Source organism: Sulfitobacter marinus (assembly GCF_900116285.1).
Lineage (GTDB): Bacteria > Pseudomonadota > Alphaproteobacteria > Rhodobacterales > Rhodobacteraceae > Sulfitobacter > Sulfitobacter marinus.
In genome coordinates this window covers 272,924-286,955 of the sequence record NZ_FPAJ01000002.1, presented here as the reverse complement: position 1 = coordinate 286,955, position 14,032 = coordinate 272,924, and the positions used below count along the sequence as shown (strand labels likewise).

13 protein-coding genes and 1 tRNA gene are annotated in these 14,032 nt (G+C 56.6%); 6 read left to right on the top strand and 8 right to left on the bottom strand.

From position 1 onward, the window contains the following. Nucleotides 1-10: 10 nt before the first annotated feature. The 4 genes from BM347_RS06880 to BM347_RS06860 all read right to left on the bottom strand — a co-directional run bounded on the left by BM347_RS06880 (nucleotide 11) and on the right by BM347_RS06860 (nucleotide 2,998). Complete coding sequence (locus BM347_RS06880; protein WP_093915702.1) at nucleotides 11-1,357, bottom strand: DNA cytosine methyltransferase; 1,347 nt, start codon at nucleotides 1,355-1,357, stop codon at nucleotides 11-13. A 324-nt stretch (nucleotides 1,358-1,681) separates the two neighbouring features. After that, a tRNA-Leu gene (locus tag BM347_RS06870) sits at nucleotides 1,682-1,768 on the bottom strand. Nucleotides 1,769-1,956: 188 nt separating this feature from the next. Then, a complete protein-coding gene (locus BM347_RS06865) occupies nucleotides 1,957-2,511 on the bottom strand; it encodes a tetratricopeptide repeat protein (protein ID WP_093915700.1) in 555 nt (184 codons plus the stop codon). A 31-nt stretch (nucleotides 2,512-2,542) separates the two neighbouring features. Further along, entirely contained in the window at nucleotides 2,543-2,998 is a 456-nt protein-coding gene (locus tag BM347_RS06860) for an Lrp/AsnC ligand binding domain-containing protein (protein ID WP_093916076.1), read from the bottom strand. A 128-nt stretch (nucleotides 2,999-3,126) separates the two neighbouring features. On the opposite strand from BM347_RS06860, the gene putA reads away from it, so the two are divergent. Then, nucleotides 3,127-6,546 (top strand): bifunctional proline dehydrogenase/L-glutamate gamma-semialdehyde dehydrogenase PutA, encoded by a 3,420-nt coding sequence (gene putA, locus BM347_RS06855; protein WP_093915699.1) that lies wholly within the window; start codon nucleotides 3,127-3,129, stop codon nucleotides 6,544-6,546. 3 nt (nucleotides 6,547-6,549) lie between these two features. Here putA and BM347_RS06850 read toward each other — a convergent pair whose 3' ends face one another. Next, on the bottom strand, nucleotides 6,550-7,173 hold the full coding sequence (locus tag BM347_RS06850) for a hypothetical protein (RefSeq protein WP_093915698.1): 624 nt from the start codon (nucleotides 7,171-7,173) through the stop codon (nucleotides 6,550-6,552). Nucleotides 7,174-7,233: 60 nt separating this feature from the next. Here BM347_RS06850 and BM347_RS06845 point away from each other — a divergent pair, with 60 nt between their 5' ends. Further along, nucleotides 7,234-7,977, top strand: a complete 744-nt coding sequence (locus BM347_RS06845) for a rhomboid family intramembrane serine protease (RefSeq protein WP_093915697.1) — start codon at nucleotides 7,234-7,236, stop codon at nucleotides 7,975-7,977. Nucleotides 7,978-8,065: 88 nt separating this feature from the next. On the opposite strand, the gene BM347_RS06840 is transcribed toward BM347_RS06845, so the two are convergent. Beyond that, complete coding sequence (locus BM347_RS06840; protein WP_093915696.1) at nucleotides 8,066-8,851, bottom strand: inositol monophosphatase family protein; 786 nt, start codon at nucleotides 8,849-8,851, stop codon at nucleotides 8,066-8,068. Between the two features lie 184 nt (nucleotides 8,852-9,035). Between BM347_RS06840 and BM347_RS06835 the strand changes: the two genes are divergently transcribed. Next, nucleotides 9,036-10,076 carry an NADP-dependent oxidoreductase gene (locus BM347_RS06835; protein ID WP_093915695.1) on the top strand — a complete coding sequence of 347 codons (1,041 nt, stop codon included), beginning with the start codon at nucleotides 9,036-9,038 and terminating at the stop codon, nucleotides 10,074-10,076. A 190-nt stretch (nucleotides 10,077-10,266) separates the two neighbouring features. On the opposite strand, the gene BM347_RS06830 is transcribed toward BM347_RS06835, so the two are convergent. Beyond that, complete coding sequence (locus BM347_RS06830) at nucleotides 10,267-11,124, bottom strand: LysR family transcriptional regulator (protein WP_245764225.1); 858 nt, start codon at nucleotides 11,122-11,124, stop codon at nucleotides 10,267-10,269. A gap of 134 nt (nucleotides 11,125-11,258) precedes the next feature. Between BM347_RS06830 and BM347_RS17550 the strand changes: the two genes are divergently transcribed. Next, nucleotides 11,259-11,411: a hypothetical protein gene (locus BM347_RS17550; RefSeq protein ID WP_175498521.1), complete on the top strand. Its 153-nt coding sequence runs from the start codon at nucleotides 11,259-11,261 to the stop codon at nucleotides 11,409-11,411. A 144-nt stretch (nucleotides 11,412-11,555) separates the two neighbouring features. Here the strand turns inward: BM347_RS17550 and BM347_RS06825 are convergent, their stop codons facing one another. After that, the gene (locus tag BM347_RS06825; protein WP_093915693.1) at nucleotides 11,556-12,461 is read right to left on the bottom strand and encodes a LysR family transcriptional regulator; all 906 of its coding nucleotides are present in this window, start codon (nucleotides 12,459-12,461) and stop codon (nucleotides 11,556-11,558) included. A 95-nt stretch (nucleotides 12,462-12,556) separates the two neighbouring features. Here BM347_RS06825 and metF point away from each other — a divergent pair, with 95 nt between their 5' ends. Together metF and BM347_RS06815 are read left to right on the top strand one after the other, a co-directional pair. Next, nucleotides 12,557-13,423, top strand: a complete 867-nt coding sequence (metF, locus tag BM347_RS06820; RefSeq protein WP_093916075.1) for a methylenetetrahydrofolate reductase [NAD(P)H] — start codon at nucleotides 12,557-12,559, stop codon at nucleotides 13,421-13,423. Nucleotides 13,424-13,496: 73 nt separating this feature from the next. Continuing rightward, nucleotides 13,497-13,982: a PaaI family thioesterase gene (locus tag BM347_RS06815; RefSeq protein ID WP_093915692.1), complete on the top strand. Its 486-nt coding sequence runs from the start codon at nucleotides 13,497-13,499 to the stop codon at nucleotides 13,980-13,982. The last annotated feature ends 50 nt before the right edge of the window (nucleotides 13,983-14,032 follow it).

Here is a 14,032-nt window from a genome sequence, read left to right as displayed (position 1 = left end):
TCGCGTCCTTTCAACCCAAGTTCACTACAACATCGGGCACAATTTCCAATTGGTCTCGCTCGTTTGCTTCTCGCACGCGAATCGTATTCAAAAGATTGTCAGCGACCAAAGAAATTACATCAACATTCACGGCGTTCCCGAGGGCTTTATATGCCCGTGTTTTACTCTCCGGCAAACTTTGAAGACCGTCCATGCTTTGTAGTCGGGCGCATTCTCTCATTGTCATATATCGTTTTTCCCAAGCCACTACAGGAACCTGACTGGTCGTAAGCGCAACCAGAGAAGGCGCAGTAGCGGGATTCTTAACCCTAATGCCCGACGCCCTGAACTGAATGACTTTGTCCCACAATGTTCTTGAGCCATCCTGCCAGTTCCACTCGAACTTCTGGAAGCTAGGCGCAAATTCCTGAACTTTTGGCAGCCATCCTCTTAAGTGATCTTTATTCTGCTCATAGAACTCTCGGTTTTGGAGAATGAACTTGATCTTCCACCTAGGAAAGGTCCGCTCCAAGCCACGAGCATACGCAGGGAGGGCCGCGAGTTGATGCCCTTTTGACATCTTAGCCAAACTGGCTCCAAACTTCCCTCTAAACCTAGCCAAGTAGTTCTTATGATATGAACTAGGTGTACGTTCCTCGACAGGATAGTTTGCACCAAACTCCATAGCCCAGATTGGGAAAGATGGCAGTTTGATACCGCTTGGGATAACGCGAAGAAATTCTTCCCAAACTTCCAAATACCGAAGGTAATCGTCCGAAAGGCAATCAGCATCGTTGGGATTAACATCCAGTATTGAAGAAAGATGAAGTTTCGAAGGCGCATTTGAAAGTGCTGGCCAATCAAAATCAGAGAGGTCTTTTGCCCCAACGATAATTGCCCTTGGTCGCACCTGAGGGATACCGAAGTGGTGCGGCGATAGCTCCTGCGCTTCTACTTCGTAGCCCCGTCCTCGCAGACTACTTTCGATCCTTCGCCAGGTCTCCCCATGATTGTGGCGCATGATGTTCGGAACATTTTCAAAAATCAAAAACCGAGGATCATGCTTGTCGATGGCCTTGAGAATGTAATCGAACAGATCTCCCGAGTCTTCACACTCAAACCCCTTTTGAGATCCCGCTTTCGAAAATGGCTGACAAGGGAAACCTGCGCACAATATGTCGTGAGGAGGAATGTCCTTCCATGCAAACCGAATATCTGCAGCCGGTCGAATACCGTGATTGGACTGATACAAATTCCGCAAGCCTTGATCGATTTCACACGCAAAAACACATTCGCAATCCATACGTGACAGAGCCGTATGGAATCCTCCCAACCCGCTGAACAGGTCAACAAATCTTAGTTTCCGCTCAGCCTTCATTGACGCGGACTCCCGGGCCGTCTTCATTTGACACAAGAAACGTGACCCCTAGACCCTCAAGGACAGATTGTATGTCTCTTACTGTTCGATCGTAAGACTCTCGTTTGCCGCCTTCAAAATCAGCCAAAGTGGCAGCAGATACGCCAGCCAAGTCGGCAAGTTTTGCACGGGACAGGCTCACACCAGCTCTTGCCATTCTGCATTGGACAGGAGTCAATTGCACGGTTCCTCACCCACTGTAGAATTTCATCTAATGTTGGTATTTTTAGCTTATGTTGGAAAATTTGCAATAACTATTTATGCTGTTGTTATTACTTCGTAATTTGGTGCGGGCGGTGGGACTCGAACCCACACGGGCACAAGGCCCAACAGATTTTAAGTCTGGTATGTCTACCATTCCATCACGCCCGCATCTGGCGTTGTTCTTCAACTTTCAGTTTCGGGCCTATATCGGGCCTGAAAACAGTCTCTTCGTCGCAACGCCTTGTTCCGTATGCGTTTTACCGCACAGACTCAAGGATTTTAAGTCTGGTATGTCTACCATTCCATCACGCCCGCAGCGACGCGCACAATAGCTTGGTTGCTGGCAGTGTAAATGGTCAGATGTCGTCTCCGGCCGGTCCAAGTGGCGCATCTTTGGCCAAAAGCGCTGCTTCTGACAGCCACGGGTTGTTTTGGACGGCCACAAGCAGTTGCGCGCGGGCCTCCGGGATGCGGCCAAGCTTCATCAGGGTCAGCGCCCTGCCCGACTGTGCAGCAACGTGCAAAGGCTGGAGCCTAAGGGCAATATCCAGATCAATCAGCGCGTTTTCATAATCTTCGCGCAGGAAATGAATGTAGGCACGCTGGTTGTACCCTTCAGCGTAGGTGGCACAATAGGCGACCAGGCGGTCAAAATCCGACAGCGCACCAACAAAGTCGTAAACACCGCGCTTGCGCATCCCCCTGTCCAACACTTCTTGGGCGGCATCGTCGGGCGCGCGCAGCCAGACATCCCACATCTTGTTCGAAAGCATCTGACCCTCACGGAAATCACCGGCCTTCCGGGCACTTTCAAAGAGCTGTGTCAGCTCTGACGCCACATCCGGCGGTGCAGGACAGGTTGCCGCAAAAGCGGGGCCACAGATTAACACAAGGGCGAATGAAAGGCGCATACCCCAATGGAGCGCAGCCGCCCCGTTTCAGTCAAGTCACATCTGCGAGCATGATTTCCTTAACGGCCTCCATCGCCACATAGGTCGATGTACTGGACACATAAGGCAGCGTGGTAATCGTTTCGCCCAGAAACGCCCGATAGGCCGCCATATCGCGGGTCCGCACCTTTAGCAGGTAATCAAAGCTGCCTGCGATCATGTGCACCTGTTCGATCTCGTGCACCTTCAGGACGGCGGCATTAAACGCCTTGAGCGCGACTTCCCGCGTATCACTCAGCCTGACCTCGACAAATGCAACGTGGTCAAGACCCAAGCGGATCGGGTCTAGCAGCGCGCGATAACCCAGAATAACGCCAGCGACTTCTAGCCGGCGCAGACGCGCCTGAGTGGGCGATTTGGACAGGCCGATCCGCTTGGCCAGATCAGTGATGCTAATCCGGCCATCTTCGGCCAGAACCGTTAGAATCGCCGCATCAAAGCGGTCCATCTTAAAGTCGTCATTTGTCACGTCGAACACCCAATATTAAATCGGTTTGCCTATCAAATCGGGGGCAATCAGTCACTCTTACTTCAAATCGCACAGTAAACTAGTCCAATTAAACATAGGAGCCCAAAATGGCACGTGATTCTTCCCCGATTTTGCGTCATCAAATCGATGCAGGCACCTACGCCGATCAGGAACATGTTCTGCATGAACTGATCCGAAACACTCAGCTGTCACCCGAAGATCGGATAGAGATCACAAAAAACGCCGCAGATATCGTGCGTGCCATTCGCAGCCACACCGCCCCCGGCCTTATGGAAGTATTCCTTGCCGAATACGGCCTGTCCACGGATGAAGGTGTCGCTTTGATGTGTCTGGCCGAGGCCCTGCTTCGCGTGCCCGATGCCGATACCATTGATGCGCTGATCGAGGATAAAATCGCCCCCTCAGACTGGGGCCGCCATATGGGGCATTCGACATCACCGCTGGTGAATGCATCGACATGGGGCTTGATGCTGACCGGCCGCGTGCTGGACGACGAACAACCGGGCCCCGTGCGCCACATCCGTGCGGCGATCAAGCGTCTGGGCGAACCTGTCATCCGCACTGCCGTTAGCCGCGCAATGAAGGAAATGGGCCGCCAGTTTGTTCTGGGTGAAAACATCAATGCCGCGATGGAGCGCGCCAAAGGCATGGAGAAAAAGGGATACACCTATTCCTATGACATGCTGGGCGAAGCGGCCCGTACCGAAGCCGATGCCAAGCGCTATCACCTCAGCTATAGCCGCGCAATTTCGGCCATTGCCGTGGCCTGCACCCACAAGGACAGCCGCAAAAACCCCGGTATCTCTGTCAAACTATCCGCGCTGCACCCCCGTTACGAGGTCGCGCAGGAAGCATCCGTTATGCGCGATCTGGTGCCGCGTCTGCGTGCGCTGGCCCTGCTCGCCAAATCCGCAGGTATGGGGCTGAATGTCGACGCAGAAGAGGCCGACCGTCTGGGGCTATCCTTGGACGTCATCGAAAAGGTACTGTCCGAGCCTGCATTGTCCGGATGGGCGGGTTTTGGCGTCGTCGTCCAAGCTTACGGCCCCCGCGCGGGCGTTGTGATTGACGCGCTCTATGACATGGCGATCCGCCACGACCGCAAAATCATGGTCCGTCTGGTGAAAGGGGCCTATTGGGACACCGAAATCAAGCGCGCCCAAGTCAAAGGCGTCGATGGGTTCCCTGTCTTCACCCAAAAAGCGGCAACAGACGTGTCCTATATCGCGAATGCGCGCAAATTGCTGAACATGACCGACCGGATCTATCCCCAGTTCGCCACCCACAACGCGCACACGGTTGCTGCCGTTTTGCACATGGCGGAAGACAAGGAAAAATTCGAATTCCAGCGCCTGCATGGCATGGGCGAAACGCTCCATAACATCGTCATGGAAAAACACGGCACCCATTGCCGGGTCTATGCACCTGTGGGCGCACATAAGGATTTGCTGGCCTATCTGGTCCGCCGCTTGCTGGAAAACGGGGCGAACTCCAGCTTTGTGAACCAGATCGTTGACGAAAATGTGCCGCCAGAAGAAGTCGCCGCCGATCCGTTCGACGGCCTGTCCGAAGCGGCTCTTCAAATCCCGACCGGACCCGAGCTGTTCCAGCCGATCCGCGTAAACTCGATGGGGTTTGATCTGATGCATACCCCCACGTTGGATATGATCGAATCCGCACGTGCGCCATGGAAGGCGCACAGTTGGGCCGCGACGCCGTTGATCGCAGCCGAGGCAAAGCCAAAGAAAGCCGTGCGTTTGCAGAACCCAGCCGCAGTTGGCCGCAGCCCCGGCACCGTGCGCAATGCGTCTGAGGCGGATGTGAAAAACGCCTTTGACACAGCGGAAATCTGGAAGGCCCCGCTTGAGGTGCGCCAAGAGGTGCTGCTCAAAGCTGCTGATATGCTCGAAGCGCATTATGGTGAAATTTTCGCGCTGCTCGCCCGCGAAGCAGGCAAAAGCCTGCTCGACTGCGTTGGCGAACTGCGTGAAGCCGTTGATTTCCTGCGCTACTACGCCTCGCAAGCAACGAATGTACCCCCCGCTGGCGTCTTCACCTGTATTTCGCCGTGGAACTTCCCGCTGGCGATTTTCTGCGGACAGGTCAGCGCCGCCCTCGCCGCGGGCAACGCAGTACTTGCAAAACCGGCCGAGCAAACCCCATTGATCGCGTTTCTGGCGGTATCCATTCTGCACGAGGCCGGCGTGCCCCGCGAGGTATTGCAACTGCTGCCCGGTGGCGGGGATGTGGGTGCAGCACTTACCTCTGATGCACGGGTGAACGGTGTGGCCTTTACCGGCTCGACCGCGACAGCCCTGAAAATTCGCCAATCCATGGCCGATCATTGCGCCCCCGGCACCCCGCTTATTGCGGAAACCGGCGGGCTGAACGCCATGATCGTAGACAGCACCGCCCTGCCCGAACAGGCCGTCCAAGCCATCGTGGAAAGCGCCTTCCAATCGGCCGGGCAACGCTGCTCCGCCCTGCGCTGCCTCTATGTCCAAGAGGACATCGCCAAAGAACTGATCGAGATGATCGAAGGCGCGATCGAGGTCATGGTCATGGGCAATCCTTGGGACATTTCGACCGATATCGGCCCCGTCATCGACGAGACGGCCCGTAAAGGCATCGCCGACCATATCGACACAGCCCGCAGTGAGGGCCGTGTGATCGCCGAAATGACTGCCCCGGGCAAAGGCACGTTCATCCCACCCACAATGATCCGCATCGATAGCATCTCTGATCTAAAGCGCGAGATATTCGGCCCCGTGCTGCATGTCGCAACCTTTAAGTCCACGCAGCTTAACAAGGTCATCGATGATATTAATGCCACTGGCTATGGCCTGACCTTTGGCCTGCAAACCCGTATCGACGACCGGGTGCAGCATGTCTCTGAACGGATCGAGGCGGGCAATATTTACGTGAACCGCAACCAGATCGGTGCCATCGTCGGCTCGCAACCCTTTGGCGGAGAGGGACTTTCTGGCACAGGCCCCAAAGCAGGCGGCCCGAACTATCTGCCCCGTTTCGGCGCGCCTGATCTGAAATCGGTCGACGAAAGCTGGACCAAAGCCCAAAACGATCTGCCTCCGGTGCCGGATCATTCAAACACAGTAATTGAAACGATCACCCTACCCGGCCCGACAGGCGAAACCAATCGCCTCAGTTCACTGCCGCGACCTGCCTTGCTGTGCATGGGGCCGGGCGACGCGACCGCAACCGAACAGGCACGCGCCGTCAAGGCACTTGCTGGCAGCGCGCTTAAAACCGCGGGCAAGATCGACATTGCGTCGCTTGCAAACGGCCCCAACTATGGCGGCATCCTGTGGTGGGGCGACGAAGAAACCGCCCGCGCCATCGAACAGGCGCTTGCCAAACGGGACGGCCCGATTGTGCCGCTCATACGGGGGCTGCCTGACACCGCACGCGTGCGCGCCGAACGCCATCTGTGCGTAGACACAACGGCCTCTGGCGGGAACGCGCAGCTGCTGGGCGCTGCTGGATAAAAGTTACCGGCGGGCGACCTTGATTGCCCGCCGCACGGCCAAGGGGGGCGTCGCCAACACCGGCAAGCCAATATCCAGCAGATAGGGGGCCGCCCCCTGCATCGACGCTTGCGCTAAAACAATGCAGTCCGTCTGGGGCGCTGCAATCATGGCCGCCCCAACCGACTGCGCAATCGAACGGTTGAACCCCAGCGTATCACCTGCTTCGAAATATGGCCACGCATCCTCGCAGAAGACGACATTTGGCACGCTCCCTTTGGCACAGTCCTGAAACAACGCGACACTCGGCGCGCGCGTGCTTTCCAAGCAAATCGCCAGCATCACGGAGCGGTGGCAAGCCGCCGCCTCCATCGCCGGTCGGTCAATCCGCAACACGTTGTCGCCACCCAAGCGTTCAACCAGCGCACCCAGCGTCGAGCAGGTGCACAGCACCGTATCGGCCTGCGTAAACCGCTCAAGCACTGCTGCTACATCTGCCGCCACAGCCTCGGTCCCCTCAGCCTGGGCGCGCGACAACAAATCGTCGCGGACAATATGCTCGACAGCGCCGTCCCAGCCTTCGGCGTCGAACAGGCGGGTAAACCCTTCAACATGGCTTTGGCCAGTGTGCAAACATGTGATCTTCATTCGATACTTCGCCTCATCCAAACTCTTGACCCTGCCCCAGCGATGGCTAAGGGTCGCGTCATGTTTCCGATCCGCGACCATAACCCATCCGGGCGCACACCTTACGTGACCTACCTGCTTATGGCGGTGAACATCGGCGTGTTTCTAAGCTATGTCAGCTTGATGAACGATCCCCGGGCGATCAACCTTTTCTTTTACAACTGGGCACTTTTGCCGGAACGCGTGACGATGGGCGGCGGGTACACCGGGGTCTTTACGTCAATGTTCTTGCACGGAGGCTGGATGCACCTCGCTGGCAACATGCTGTTTCTATACATTTTTGGCGACAACATCGAAGACGAGATGGGCCATATGGGATATCTGGGCTTCTATCTTGCCTGCGGCATCTTATCGGCGGCGGCTCATGTCATCTCGGGCCCAATGTCGGGCGTGCCCACAGTAGGGGCTTCGGGGGCAATCGCGGGCGTAATGGGCGGCTACCTGCTGCTCTACCCCAAGGCCAAAGTCGATGTTCTGATTATCTTTATCGTGTTTTTCCGCATCCTGCCGATCCCCGCCTGGATCATGCTGGGCCTGTGGCTCGGCATGCAATTCATCGGCGGCGTCGGCGCAGACCCAACGTCGGGCGGCGTGGCCTATTGGGCGCATGCTGGCGGATTTATCGTTGGAATAGTTTTGGCCATCCCGATCTGGCTGCGCTTGGGCGGGCCAAGGTTCTGGTCACGAACCCAGGGCCATCCGCCCCACCCCGATGCGACCTACCCGACACGACGCAGCCATATTCCCAAGGTGAAACGCAAATAGCGCGCGCCATCAGTTGATCGTTAAACCAACGCCGGTTTTCCAAATGGGTTTAAATCCTCGCCGAAGGCATCCCGGCCCAGCCACGAAATCAGCCGCGTGCGACTTTTGCAAATCCGTTGAACAAGGCTTCGTTCGAACAAACGATCTCACCATCGGCAAGGATATCGCCTTCCGGGTTCAACGGTTCAACCATACCGCCCGCTTCGCGCACGATCAGCATGCCCGCAGCCAGATCCCAGGAATTCAGGCGGCGTTCCCAATAGCCGTCAAAACGACCCGCGGCCACATAGGCCAGATCCAGCGATGCAGAACCCCAACGCCGCACACCGGCGCAAACGGGCAACATCCGTCCCAACTCGCGCAGGGTGTCAGGCAAATCGGCACGACCAGCAAAGGGCAGGCCCGTGGCAAAAATGGATTCGATCATCCGGTGACGGCCAGACACACGCAAACGCATGTCGTTCATCCAGGCACCGGCACCCTTTTCAGCAAAGAACATTTCGTCCTTGGCAGGGTCGAACACAACACCCGCAACGATTTGGCCTTTGTGCTCCAACGCGATCGAGATCGCCCAATGCGGCAAACCATGGAGGAAGTTCGTCGTGCCATCCAGCGGGTCAACGATCCAGCGGCGTGTCGGGTCTTGCCCTTCGTCTTCGCCACCTTCCTCGGCCAGCCAACCATAGGTCGGGCGTGCGCCCATCAATTCTTCTTTGATGATCTTTTCGGCCTGAATGTCGGCGCGGGTCACAAAATCACCGGCACCTTTCTTGGACACCTGAAGGTTTTCAACCTCACGGAAATCTTTGATCAGCCCACGGCCTGCGCGCCGCGCGGCCTTGATCATGATGTTTAGATTTGCACTGCCAACCATTTTCCGCGCCCTTCATTCAATCAGCCCTCCCTTTAAGCCCGCAAGCCCAGATTGCCAAGGGCCAGAATGCCAAAGCCCTATCAGGGTAAACAAGGCTCTGACGTAACGTGCCGGATGAACCCGCCTTGCGCCGTTAGGGTTTCCAGATACGGTACCCCTGAGGAATTAATTGGAGGACCCCGAAATGACCGATACAATGAAACATATCGTCTTGGCATCCCGCCCCGATGGCGCGCCCACGGCCGATAACTTTCGCCTAGAGGAATCTGCCGTGCCAACGCCGGGCGATGGCGAAGTGCTGGTGCGCGTGCACTATATGTCGCTTGACCCTTATATGCGCGGCCGCATGGATGACGCGAAATCTTACGCGGCCCCCGTGCCTATCGGCGGCACGATGGAAGGCGGTTCGGTCGGCGAGGTGATTGCCTCCAACAGCCCCGATTTCAAACCTGGTGATTTCGCTTTCGGTATGTTCGGCTGGTCCACCCATGGTGTGCAACCCGCCAAAATGCTGCGCAAGGTTGACCCTGCGCAGGTACCGATCACCACATCATTGGGCGTCTTGGGCATGCCCGGCTTTACCGGTTGGCAAGGTCTTATGGAATATGGTCGCCCCAAGGCAGGCGAAACGCTGGTTGTTGCTGCCGCCACCGGCCCCGTCGGGTCCATGGTCGGCCAGATCGCCAAGACGCACGGGCTGCGCGTGGTGGGCATTGCGGGCGGTGCGGATAAATGCGCAACAGCCAAGGAGCATTTCGGCTTTGACGAATGTCTGGATCACCGCGCGTATCCGGATGCAAAATCCTTGCGCGCCGCGCTGAAAGAAGCCTGCCCCAAAGGCATCGACATCTATTTCGAAAACGTCGGTGGCAAAGTGCTTGAGGCCGTGATGCCCCTGATGAACCCCTTTGGCCGTATTCCGATCTGCGGCATGATTGCATGGTATAACGCCGGTGGTCTGGGCGCGAATGCAGCCCAAGAAGCCCTGACAGCACCAAAACTATGGCGCACGATCTTGGTGAACTTCCTCAGCGTGAACGGCTTCATCATTTCCAACCACTGGGGCAACTTCCCCAACTTCCTAAAAGAAGTCGCACCCAAAGTGGCGGATGGCTCAATCGCCGTCCAAGAAGACATCACCGAAGGTCTGGAAAACGCACCCCAAGCCTTTATGGATTTGCTGACCGGTGGCAACAACGGCAAGGCAATCGTCAAGGTCGTCTAAATCGATCTGGCAGGGGCGTCAGCGTCCCTGCCTGTTTTTAAGGTAAGCAGGCGATATGTAACGCCTTGCGAAACCACATTTCCTCCTACTCAAGAACGATTGCGCAGCTTCGGCAACCGGGCAGTAGAAGGCCGTCCCTAAATTGCGCGATGCTACATCTTGCATGACTACCGACTTAGGCCGGGTATGCCTACGGCCCAAAACCTACACGTTTTTCAGCAAATGGGCAGAAGGCATCGCGCAGCGTCGCGACCATCGCTTCAATCGCAGGTGATGTGCCTGCGGCATTGCGGTGCAGAACGACGCGCGCATTGTCGATCGTCACAAAACCGTCCTCAGCTGTGAGTTCACGGCATCCAGACGGAATGGAGCTGCGCGCCAAGGGAGCAATTGCAATGCCGTTTATGACGGCGCTGCGCATGCTCGCCGACGTGTCGCATTCGAAGGCCGGGTAATAGTCTATTCCAATCTGGTCCAGCGAATGCAGAGCGTAGTCGCGACACCAATCCGAACTGAAATAGATCGATATGGGCAAAGGCCGGCACAAGTGCTGGGAGTGAGAGATCGATGTGACCCAGACCGTCGGATCAACGGCAAGAACCTCGACTTCATCTTCGCTATAGCCTTCGTAAACCACTGCGAGATCAATCTTGTCGGCCGCCAACGCCGCCAACTGCGGCGCGCTGAAATCGCAACGGGCGGTTACCTGTGTATCGGGATGGCGTTGTGAAAATGATGCAAGAGCCGAGGGCAAGATGCTTTGCACATATTCATCAGGTATGCCGACACGCACCGGCCCAGAAAGCGGTTTTTCCCGCAAGGCTGTTGCCGTCTCATCCAGCAGGCCGACAACCCGGCGCGCATAAGGCAACAGTTGTCTACCTCTTTCGGTAAGACTGACCCCTTGCGGTTCACGGATAAAAACGCTCTGGCCCAGGCTTTCTTCTAGCCTGCGAATTTGCATGGACACGGCTGATTGCGTGCGGCCCATTTGATCAGCCGCACGCGTCACCGAGCCTGCGTCAACAACCGCCAGAAAACCGCGCATGAGATTGCTATCAAGTGGTGGCTGCATGGCAGATACCCATCATAATTTTATATGCCTACCATCATTACTATGCATTTGATTGATGTCAATTAATCGCTGAAAACTGGCTTTCGTGATGGAAAGGCAGACAGCAAATGATTTGGAAACTATTGAAACGCTGGAAGGCTCTGCATGATCGACGGCGATCAATGGCGTGGTTGTTGATGCGTAAAGATGATCGGTGGCTGGATGATATAGGGCTGACGCGGGAAGACCTTCGGGTTCTGCTGGAAGAGCGGGAAAAGTGAAATGGCGTTTTATAACGGCTTGGGCGATACAAACATTGATGATTTCATCTACAGCCCCAAACCGGCGCTTTCGACAAAGCTCACATTACCTATGCTGGCATTGAACGACCGATGGGCAAAGACAACAAACCCCGCAGCCCAGTTTCAAAACTGCTGCAGCTTCCGCGCTTCCTCGCCCGCCAGCTTCAGCAATTTTTCCATATATGGTTTGCCTAGATCATCGCGCCGCACCGCTGCATAAAGCCTGCGGGTGATGCCGTTTTTTGTCAGCGGACGCGTCACATAATCGCTGCTGTATTTCACCTCGCGCACCACCCAATCTGGCAACACCGACACACCACGGTTGGACGCAACCAGTAACAAAATCACCGCCGTCAATTCCACCTGCCGGATCGCCAGTGGCTCAACCTTGGCAGGGATCAGCAACTGGCTGAACACATCCAGCCGGGTCCGCTCAACCGGATAGGTAATCAACGTCTCGGCGCGAAAATCGCTGGCTTCGACATATGGCTTGGCAGCCAATGGATGGGCGCTGGCCGCAACGAACACCGGATTGTAATCAAACAACTCGACAAATTCGACGCCGGGCAGGTCTTCGGGATCCGATGACACCACCAGATCCACTTCCTCGCGCAGCAATGCAGGCAGGGCATCGAAGGCCAGACCAGGGCGAATATCCACATCCACATCCGGCCATAGTTTCCGAAACTGCTCGAGCACCGGAAACAGCCATTCAAAACACGCATGGCATTCAATCGCGATATGCATCCGCCCCGTGCTGCCCGCGCGCAGCCCCATAAACTCGGCCTGTGCCGCCTCCAGCTGCGGCAACACCTGCTGTGCCAGCTTCAGCAATCGCAACCCCGCCGGTGACAGCTTAAGCGGCTTGGACCGGCGTACAAACAGCTCGACCCCCGCTTGATCTTCGAGCCCTTTAACCTGATGCGACAATGCTGATTGGGTGATGTTCATCTGGTCAGCGGCACGCGCCAAACCACCGGCCTCGTGAATGGCCTGAATGGTGCGCAAATGGCGGAACTCGATATGCATATGAGGCGTTACTCATGTTGAAGATGAAAGTTATGAGTTTGTTTCACAACTAAATCTGTGCGACAAGGGATGAAAGCAAAAACAGGATGCCGAAAATGCCTAGCCCCGCCGTCTCTTTCGAAGTGTTCCCGCCAAAGTCCGTCGACGCGTCGTTCCGGCTATGGGACACCGCACAGGCGCTGGCCCCTTTATCACCACGTTTCTTCTCGGTCACCTATGGCGCGGGCGGGACAACCCGCGATCTGACCCACGATTCCGCCCATGTTCTGCGCCGTACCTCGGGCCTGCCCGTGGCCGCACATCTGACCTGCGTCGGGGCTAGCAAGTCTGAAACCATGGAAGTCGCCAACAGCTTTGCCGAAATAGGCGTGACCGATATCGTGGCCTTGCGCGGCGATCCTGAAAACGGGGCGAGCGTGTTTACCCCGCATCCCGACGGCTTTGCCAACAGCGTCGAACTGATCGAGGCTTTGACCGCCACGGGCAATTTCACCCTGCGTGTCGGGGCCTATCCTGAACCACATCCCGAAAGCGTGGATCAGGCACAGAATATCGAATGGCTCAAACGCAAATTCGACGCTGGCGCGGACGAGGCGATCACTCAGTTCTTCTTTGAGGCCGACACATTCCTGCGGTTCCGCGATGACTGCGCGGCGGCTGGCATCACCAAAACCATCACCCCCGGCATCATGCCGATCACCAATTGGAAAGCGGCCCGCGGCTTTGCCACGCGCTGTGGCACCCAAGTACCTGCTTGGCTGGACGATGCCTTTGAAACAGCGATCCGCGATGATCGCCACGATCTGCTGTCGACGGCGCTGTGCACTGAGATGTGCAGCACCCTTGTGGACGAAGGCGTTGAAAACCTGCATTTCTACACCCTAAACCGGCCTGAGCTGACGCGCAGCGTTTGCCGTGCCTTGGGCGTGACGGCGCAAACATCCCTGTCGGACGTGGCGTAAGACCAAACACGGGCTTGCCCTCAGGCCGCAAACTCCACACTCTTCTCCGGCATCTAACTGCCGGAGTTTTATCATGCCAAGCATCGCCAAAGGCCCCCAAGACCTGCTTCCCCGGGAAGAAGCGCTAAAGCTGTCGGGCCTTGAATTCATGCAGAAAATTCTGGACGGCACCAACCCCGGCCCTCCCATTGGCCAAACCATGGGTTATATCATTCACGAAGTTGCCGAAGGCCGCGCAGTGTTCCGTGGTGCCCCGGAATTCAATGTGACAAACCCCTTGGGCACGGTGCATGGCGGCTGGTATGGTACGCTGCTCGATTCCGCGATGGCCTGTGCGGTGCAAACCAAGGTCCCGCGCGGCTCGATCTACACAACGCTCGAATATAAAATCAACATTCTGCGCGCCATTCCCTTGGGCACCCAAATCGAATGCATCGGCACGGTTGACCACGTCGGCCGCTCCACCGGCATCGCCCATGGCGAAATCCGTGGAGTCGACGATGGCAAACTTTACGCCACAGGCTCCACCACCTGCATCGTCATGCAAATCGTGAAATAGCCCGCACGCTTCTCTGGCTTAAAAATATCCCGGGGGTGGCCCGTCAGGGC

Excerpts from the sequence above, each read along its gene's own strand:
- BM347_RS06880 (WP_093915702.1), bottom strand. The coding sequence starts at position 1,357 with ATGAAGGCTGAGCGGAAACTAAGATTTGTTGACCTGTTCAGCGGGTTG.
- BM347_RS06865 (WP_093915700.1), bottom strand. The coding sequence starts at position 2,511 with ATGCGCCTTTCATTCGCCCTTGTGTTAATCTGTGGCCCCGCTTTTGCG.
- BM347_RS06860 (WP_093916076.1), bottom strand. The coding sequence starts at position 2,998 with ATGGACCGCTTTGATGCGGCGATTCTAACGGTTCTGGCCGAAGATGGC.
- putA (WP_093915699.1), top strand. The coding sequence starts at position 3,127 with ATGGCACGTGATTCTTCCCCGATTTTGCGTCATCAAATCGATGCAGGC.
- BM347_RS06850 (WP_093915698.1), bottom strand. The coding sequence starts at position 7,173 with ATGAAGATCACATGTTTGCACACTGGCCAAAGCCATGTTGAAGGGTTT.
- BM347_RS06845 (WP_093915697.1), top strand. The coding sequence starts at position 7,234 with ATGTTTCCGATCCGCGACCATAACCCATCCGGGCGCACACCTTACGTG.
- BM347_RS06840 (WP_093915696.1), bottom strand. The coding sequence starts at position 8,851 with ATGGTTGGCAGTGCAAATCTAAACATCATGATCAAGGCCGCGCGGCGC.
- BM347_RS06835 (WP_093915695.1), top strand. The coding sequence starts at position 9,036 with ATGACCGATACAATGAAACATATCGTCTTGGCATCCCGCCCCGATGGC.
- BM347_RS06830 (WP_245764225.1), bottom strand. The coding sequence starts at position 11,124 with ATGCGCGGTTTTCTGGCGGTTGTTGACGCAGGCTCGGTGACGCGTGCG.
- BM347_RS17550 (WP_175498521.1), top strand. The coding sequence starts at position 11,259 with ATGATTTGGAAACTATTGAAACGCTGGAAGGCTCTGCATGATCGACGG.
- BM347_RS06825 (WP_093915693.1), bottom strand. The coding sequence starts at position 12,461 with ATGCATATCGAGTTCCGCCATTTGCGCACCATTCAGGCCATTCACGAG.
- metF (WP_093916075.1), top strand. The coding sequence starts at position 12,557 with ATGCCTAGCCCCGCCGTCTCTTTCGAAGTGTTCCCGCCAAAGTCCGTC.
- BM347_RS06815 (WP_093915692.1), top strand. The coding sequence starts at position 13,497 with ATGCCAAGCATCGCCAAAGGCCCCCAAGACCTGCTTCCCCGGGAAGAA.